General features: G+C 69.4%; 6 protein-coding genes and 1 pseudogene. All 7 read left to right on the top strand.

Going from position 1 to position 6,314, the window contains the following annotated elements; all coding sequences use genetic code 11:
* On the top strand, positions 1-530 hold a 530-nt coding region (locus Y694_RS27120), incomplete at its 5' end, for a sulfite exporter TauE/SafE family protein (RefSeq protein WP_409072472.1).
* A complete protein-coding gene (locus Y694_RS09270; protein WP_409072471.1) occupies positions 530-1,030 on the top strand; it encodes a sulfite exporter TauE/SafE family protein in 501 nt (166 codons plus the stop codon). The genes Y694_RS27120 and Y694_RS09270, both read left to right, overlap by 1 nt.
* 25 nt (positions 1,031-1,055) lie before the next feature.
* Positions 1,056-2,766: pseudogene (locus tag Y694_RS09265) on the top strand (nitrite/sulfite reductase).
* A complete protein-coding gene (locus Y694_RS09260) occupies positions 2,763-3,311 on the top strand; it encodes a DUF934 domain-containing protein (RefSeq protein ID WP_036231779.1) in 549 nt (182 codons plus the stop codon). Before Y694_RS09265 ends, Y694_RS09260 begins: the two are co-directional and overlap by 4 nt.
* The gene (locus Y694_RS09255) at positions 3,308-4,057 is read left to right on the top strand and encodes a phosphoadenylyl-sulfate reductase (RefSeq protein ID WP_036231777.1); all 750 of its coding nucleotides are present in this window, start codon (positions 3,308-3,310) and stop codon (positions 4,055-4,057) included. The genes Y694_RS09260 and Y694_RS09255 overlap by 4 nt, the downstream gene beginning before the upstream one ends.
* Positions 4,054-5,013 carry a sulfate adenylyltransferase subunit CysD gene (gene cysD, locus Y694_RS09250; protein ID WP_011829099.1) on the top strand — a complete coding sequence of 320 codons (960 nt, stop codon included), beginning with the start codon at positions 4,054-4,056 and terminating at the stop codon, positions 5,011-5,013. Before Y694_RS09255 ends, cysD begins: the two co-directional genes overlap by 4 nt.
* Positions 5,014-5,018: 5 nt before the next feature.
* Positions 5,019-6,302 (top strand): sulfate adenylyltransferase subunit 1, encoded by a 1,284-nt coding sequence (locus Y694_RS09245; protein WP_036231775.1) that lies wholly within the window; start codon positions 5,019-5,021, stop codon positions 6,300-6,302.
* Positions 6,303-6,314 lie beyond the last annotated feature (12 nt).

The raw sequence follows: 6,314 nt of genomic DNA, 5'->3' as shown, positions 1-6,314 counted from the left end.
CGCAGCCGCCACGGGCGGCGCGGGAGCCGTGGCGGGCGGTGCCGTCGTCGAACAGCCGGCCAGCGCCAGCAACCCGCCCGCGCCGGCAAGCAGCAGCCGCCGCCGGTGCGATACGGACCAGTTGTCAGACATCAAAACGGCTCGATCCAAGATTCTTTATTCCTCTGGCGGATAAGCAACTCATTTATCTGTTGTTCGCATTTGCTCATGCGGTCCCTACAGTTCGACACTGCGGCATTTTTGCGGCGGCGCAACAGGCATACATGGACTTCATCGCGGTGTTGATCGGTTTCGGCGTAGGCGCCATTGTCGGCATGACCGGCGTCGGTGGCGGCTCGCTGATGACACCGCTGATGCTGGGCGTGTTCGGGCTGCCGCCGGCGGTGGCCATCGGGACCGATCTCTGGTTCGCCGGGCTGACCAAGATCTCGGGCTCCATCGCCCATTGGCGGCAGCAGCACATCGACCACGACATCCTGAAGCAGTTGCTGATGGGCAGCATCCCGGCGGCGCTGGCGACGATCGCCTGATGCACGCGACCGGCGTCACCAAGGCCTGGGCCAGCGCCCTGACGCTGGCGCTCGGCATCGCCCTGCTCATCACCGCGGTCACGGTGGCCTACCGGCAGGCCTGGCATGCGGTCGGCCTGAAGCTGGAGCGCTGGCTGCCGCAGGAGCGCAAGGCGGCCTGGACGGTGGCCTCGGGCGTCGTGCTGGGCGTGCTGGTCTCGCTGAGCTCGATCGGCGCCGGCGCGATCGGCGCCACCCTGATCCTGCTGCTGCACCCCCGGATCGAGACCCGCCGACTGGTCGGCACCGACATTGCCCACGCGGTGCCGCTGACGCTGGTCGCCGGCATCGGACACGCCACGCTCGGCCATGTGGACTGGCTCCTGCTGGTCACGCTGCTGGTCGGCTCGATCCCCGGCATCTGGATCGGTGCCCAGCTGACCCGCCAGCTGCCCGACCGGCTGGTTCGCGGCTTTCTCTGCACCGCGCTGGTCGCCGCCGGCGTGAAGGTCATTTACTGAACCACGATGGTTTGACAGACGAACGATGTACCAATACACCCCCTTCGACCGCGCCTTCGTGCACCAGCGCGCAGCGCAGTTTCGCGACCAGCTCGAGCGCAACCGCGCCGGCACGCTGGGTGACGACGAGTTCCGCCCCCTGCGCCTGCAGAACGGCTGGTACATCCAGCGCCATGCGCCGATGCTGCGCGTGGCGGTCCCCTACGGCGAACTCAGCAGCCGCCAGCTGCGCCAGCTGGCGCGCATTGCCCGCGAGTTCGACCGTGGCTATGCGCACTTCACCACGCGCCAGAACGTCCAGTACAACTGGATCCCGCTCGACCGGAGCGCCGACGTGATGGACCTGCTGGCCGACGTCGACATGCACGGCATCCAGACCAGCGGCAACTGCATCCGCAACACCACCAGCGATGCGCTGGCCGGCGTGGCACCGGACGAGATCGTCGACCCGCGGCCCTACTGCGAGATCCTGCGGCAGTGGACCACGCTGCACCCGGAGTTCGCCTTCCTGCCGCGCAAGTTCAAGATCGCCGTCACCGGCGCCACCGAGGATCGCGCCGCCACCGCCTGGCACGACATCGGCCTGCACCTGCACAAGAACGACGCCGGCGAGGTGGGCTTCCGCGTGCTGGTCGGCGGCGGCATGGGGCGCACGCCGATCCCCGGCGTGGTGATCCGCGAGTTCCTGCCCTGGCACCAGATCCTCGTCTTCATCGAGGCGATCGTGCGCGTCTACAACCGCTACGGCCGGCGCGACAACATGTACAAGGCGCGCATCAAGATCCTGGTCAAAGCCGAGGGCGAGCGCTTCATCGAACAGGTGGGCAAGGAGTTCGAGGCCATCCTGAGCCGCGACGTCGATGGCGACGCGCAACTGATCCCGCAGTCCGAGCTGGACCGCGTGTCCGCCTGCTTCGTGCTGCCCGAGGGCGTCGTCGCCCACGCGAGCGCCGGGGACGGTGCCCCCGGCCGATGCCCCCGTGGCCTACCGCAAGTGGCTGGAGCGCAACGTGCACGGCCACCGGCTCGCCGGCTATCGCGCGGTCACGCTGTCCGTCAAGCGCGCCGGCCAGGCGCCCGGCGACGCCACCGACACGCAGCTCGACCTGGCCGCCGACCTGGCCGACCGCTACTCGCACGGCGAGACGCGGGTCACGCACGACCAGAACCTGTTGTTGCCCTGGGTGCGCGAGGAAGACCTGTACGCGCTGTGGCAGGCCGCACGCGACGCCGCCTACGCCACGCCCAACATCGGGCTGCTGAGCGACATGATCGCCTGCCCCGGCGGCGACTTCTGCGGCCTGGCCAACGCGCGCTCGATCCCGGTGGCCGAGCAGATCACCGAGCGCTTTGCCGACATCGACGAGCTCTACGACATCGGCGACATCGACCTGCACATCAGCGGCTGCATCAACTCCTGCGGCCACCACCACAGCGGCCACATCGGCATCCTCGGCGTCGACAAGGACGGCGCCGAGTGGTACCAGGTCACGCTGGGCGGCTCCGACGGCTCGGCCTTGAGTGGCGGCCTGGCCTCGGCGGTGCCGGGCAAGGTGATCGGCCCGTCGTTCGCGGCCGATGAGGTGGCCGACGCCGTCGAGGCGGTGATCGAGACCTACCGCGGCCAGCGCGCCGCGAACGAGCGCTTCATCGACACCGTGCGGCGCGTCGGCCTCGAGCCCTTCAAGACCGCCGCCAACGCGGTGCGCCGCAGCACGGCGAAGGTGGCCGCATGAAATTCATCGACATCCATCGCGACGCATGGCGCACCGTCGGCGGCGAGGACGGCCCGATGGTCACCATCACGCCCGCCCCCCAGCGCCTGCTGACGCTGACCCAATGGCACGGCGTGCGCAGCCAGTGGCCAGCCGACCTGCCGCTCGGCGTGATCCTGCCGAACGACGCCGACGTCGAGGCACTGGAAGGCGACCTGCCCCGCCTCGCGCTGGTGGCGCTGCAGTTCCCGAAGTGGGTGGACGGCCGTGCCTACACGCAGGCCCGCCTGCTGCGCTCGCGCTATCGCTTCACCGGCGAGGTGCGTGCCACCGGCGACGTGCTGGTGGACATGATGCCGCTGCTGGCCCGCACCGGCTTCGATGCCGTGGCGCTGCGCGGCGACCAGTCGGTCGAGGTGGCCGAGCGCGCGCTCGGCTTCTTCCGCGGCCATTACCAGGGCGACGCGCGCGACAACCACCCGCTGTTCGCGCTGCCGCCGGCCGCCGTCGAGGCCCTCGTCGCCGAACCGGTGCAGGAGTTCGTCGGCCAGGGAGCGGCGATATGAGCGCGATCGCGCTGTATGCGCGAGCCTCCGAAGGCTTCGAGGCGCGCGTCGCGCAAGCCGTGGAACGGCTGCGTGACGCGGCAGTTGAGCATGCCGGACGCATCGTGCAGGCCACCAGCCTCGGCGCGGAAGACATGGTGATCACCGACCTGATCGCGCGCCACGCGCTGCCGATCGCGATCGGCACGCTCGAGACCGGCAAGCTGCACGCCGAGACCAGCGCGCTGATCGACCGCATCGAGCAGCACTACGGCCTGGCGGTCGAGGTCTACCGCCCGAAGAACGAGGCGGTGATCGAGTTCGTGCGCACCAACGGCGAGGAGGCCATGTACCGGAGCCTCGCTTTGCGCAAGGGCTGCTGCGGCATCCGCAAGCTCGAGCCGCTGTCGCGCATGCTGGCCGAGCGCGGTGCCTGGATCACCGGCCTGCGCCGCGAGCAGTCCGACGCGCGCGGCGAGGTGCCGTTCCGCGACCACGACGACGCCGGCCGGCTGAAGCTCAACGCGCTGGCCGACTGGAGCTGGGCCGACGTGTGGCACTACATCGAACGCCACCAAGTGTCCTACAACCCGCTGCACGACCAGTTCATGCCCAGCATCGGCTGCGCACCCTGCACCCGTGCGATCGCGGTGGGCGAGCCCTTCCGCGCCGGCCGCTGGTGGTGGGAGGACGAGACCGCCAAGGAATGCGGCCTGCACGTCCACCAGGAAGCGGCCGTCGTCTCCGCGATCGGAGCTCCCCAATGAATGCGTCTCTCGACATGAACCAGTTGTTGCCCGAAATCGACCATCGTCATCTCGACGCGCTCGAAGAGGAAGCCATCTTCATCCTGCGCGAGGTGGCCGGCGCCTTCGAGCGCCCGGCCCTGCTGTTCTCGAGCGGCAAGGACTCCTGCGTCGTGCTGCGCCTGGCCGAGAAGGCCTTCAAGATGCGCAGGCAGGGCAATGAGTTCGAGGGCCGCCTGCCCTTCCCGCTGCTGCACGTCGACACCGGGCACAACTTCCCCGAAGTCATCGAATTCCGCGACCGCCGCATCGCCGAGATGGGCGAGCGCCTGGTCGTCGGCCACCTCGAGGACTCCATCCAGCGCGGCACGATCCGGCTGTCGCACCCGCTGGAGTCGCGCAACGGCCACCAGACCGTGACGCTGCTCGAGGCGATCGAGGAGCACCGCTTCGACTGCCTGATCGGCGGCGCCCGCCGCGACGAGGAGAAGGCGCGCGCCAAGGAACGCATCTTCAGCCACCGCGACAGCTTCGGCCAATGGCAGCCGAAGGAGCAGCGTCCGGAGCTCTGGAGCCTGTTCAACACGCGCATCAAGCCCGGCGAGCATTTCCGCGCCTTCCCGATCAGCAACTGGACCGAACTCGACGTGTGGCTCTACATCGCCCGCGAGAACATCCCGCTGCCGAACCTGTACTTCGCACACCAACGTCAGGTGATCCGCCGCAAGGGACTGCTGGTTCCGCTGACCGACGTGACGCCGCCCGAGGCCGGCGAGACCGTGGAGGAAGCGCTGGTGCGCTTCCGCACCGTCGGCGACATGACCTGCACCTGCCCGGTCGAGAGCCCGGCCGCGAACGCCGCCGAGATCGTGGCCGAAACGCTGACGGTCACCATCAGCGAGCGCGGCGCGACCCGCATGGACGACCGCACCTCGGACGCTTCGATGGAGCGGCGCAAGAAGGAAGGCTATTTCTGAACACCATGAATGACGATCTCCAGCACCACGCGCTGCGCTTCCTGACAGCCGGCTCCGTCGACGACGGCAAGAGCACGCTGATCGGCCGCCTGCTGTACGACAGCCGCGCGATCCTGGCCGACCAGCTCGACGCGCTGGAGAAGCGCGCCGCCGGCAGCGCGATCGATCTGTCGCTGCTGACCGACGGGCTCGAGGCCGAACGCGAACAGGGCATCACGATCGACGTGGCCTACCGCTACTTCGCCACGCGCCAGCGCAAGTTCATCATTGCCGACGCGCCGGGTCACGAGCAGTACACCCGCAACATGGTCACCGCCGCCGCCGGCAGCGACGCAGCGGTGGTGCTGGTCGACATCACCAAGCTCGACTGGCGCTCGAAGCCGGTGCAGCTGCTCCCGCAGACGCGCCGCCACTCGCTGCTCGCGCAGCTGCTGCGCGTGCCGAGCATCGTGTTCGCGATCAACAAGCTCGACGCGATCGACGCCGACGCCGAGGAGGCCTTCGGCGCAGTGAGCGAGGCTCTGAACCAGTTCGCCGGCCAGGCCGGCATCGTGCCGGCAGGCATCGTGCCGGTCTCGGCGCTGCGCGGCGACAACGCCACGGTGCGTTCGGCCGTCTGGCATTGGTACAGCGGCCCCACGTTGCTGGAGCTGCTGCACACGCTGCCAGCCACCGACGAACGCCACGACGGCGCACTGCTGATCCCGGTGCAATACGTCGCCAAGCAGGGCGAACAGGGCACCGGCCATCAGCCGCGCACGGCGTGGGGTCGCATCGCCCACGGCAGCGTGCGCGCCGGCGACACGGTGCAGGTGTTCCCGAGCGGCCAGACCGCCGTCGTGGCCGAGGTGCGCCATGCCGGCGCGGTGGTCGATGCCTGCGAAGCCGGTCAGTCGGCGGGCCTGGTGCTCGACCGCCAGCTCGACATCTCGCGCGGCGACTGGATCGCCAGTGCCGCGCCGCTGCAGACGACGCAGCAATTCGCCGCCACGCTGGCCTGGCTCGACACCGAGCCGGCGCAGGTCGGCCGCAAGTACTGGCTGCGCCACGGGCATCGCTGGGTGCAGGCGCGCATCACGGCCATCGACAGCCGGCGCGACATCCATACGCTGGAAGACACCGACGCGCACGAACTCGCCGTCAACGAGATCGGCCAGGTGCAGATCGAGGCGCAGGCGCCGCTGCCGGTGGAGGCCTATGCGGCCAATCGCATCGGCGGTGCGCTGATCATCGTCGACCCGGCCAGCAACCGCACCAGCGGCGCGCTGCTGGTCGCCGCGGCGGCCTGACGTGGCCGATGT

Origin of the sequence: Methylibium sp. T29-B, assembly GCF_000576225.1 — a bacterium.
Lineage (GTDB): Bacteria > Pseudomonadota > Gammaproteobacteria > Burkholderiales > Burkholderiaceae_C > Methylibium > Methylibium petroleiphilum.
Note: the sequence above shows the minus strand (reverse complement) of the source record. Positions and strands in the feature narration are given on the sequence as shown.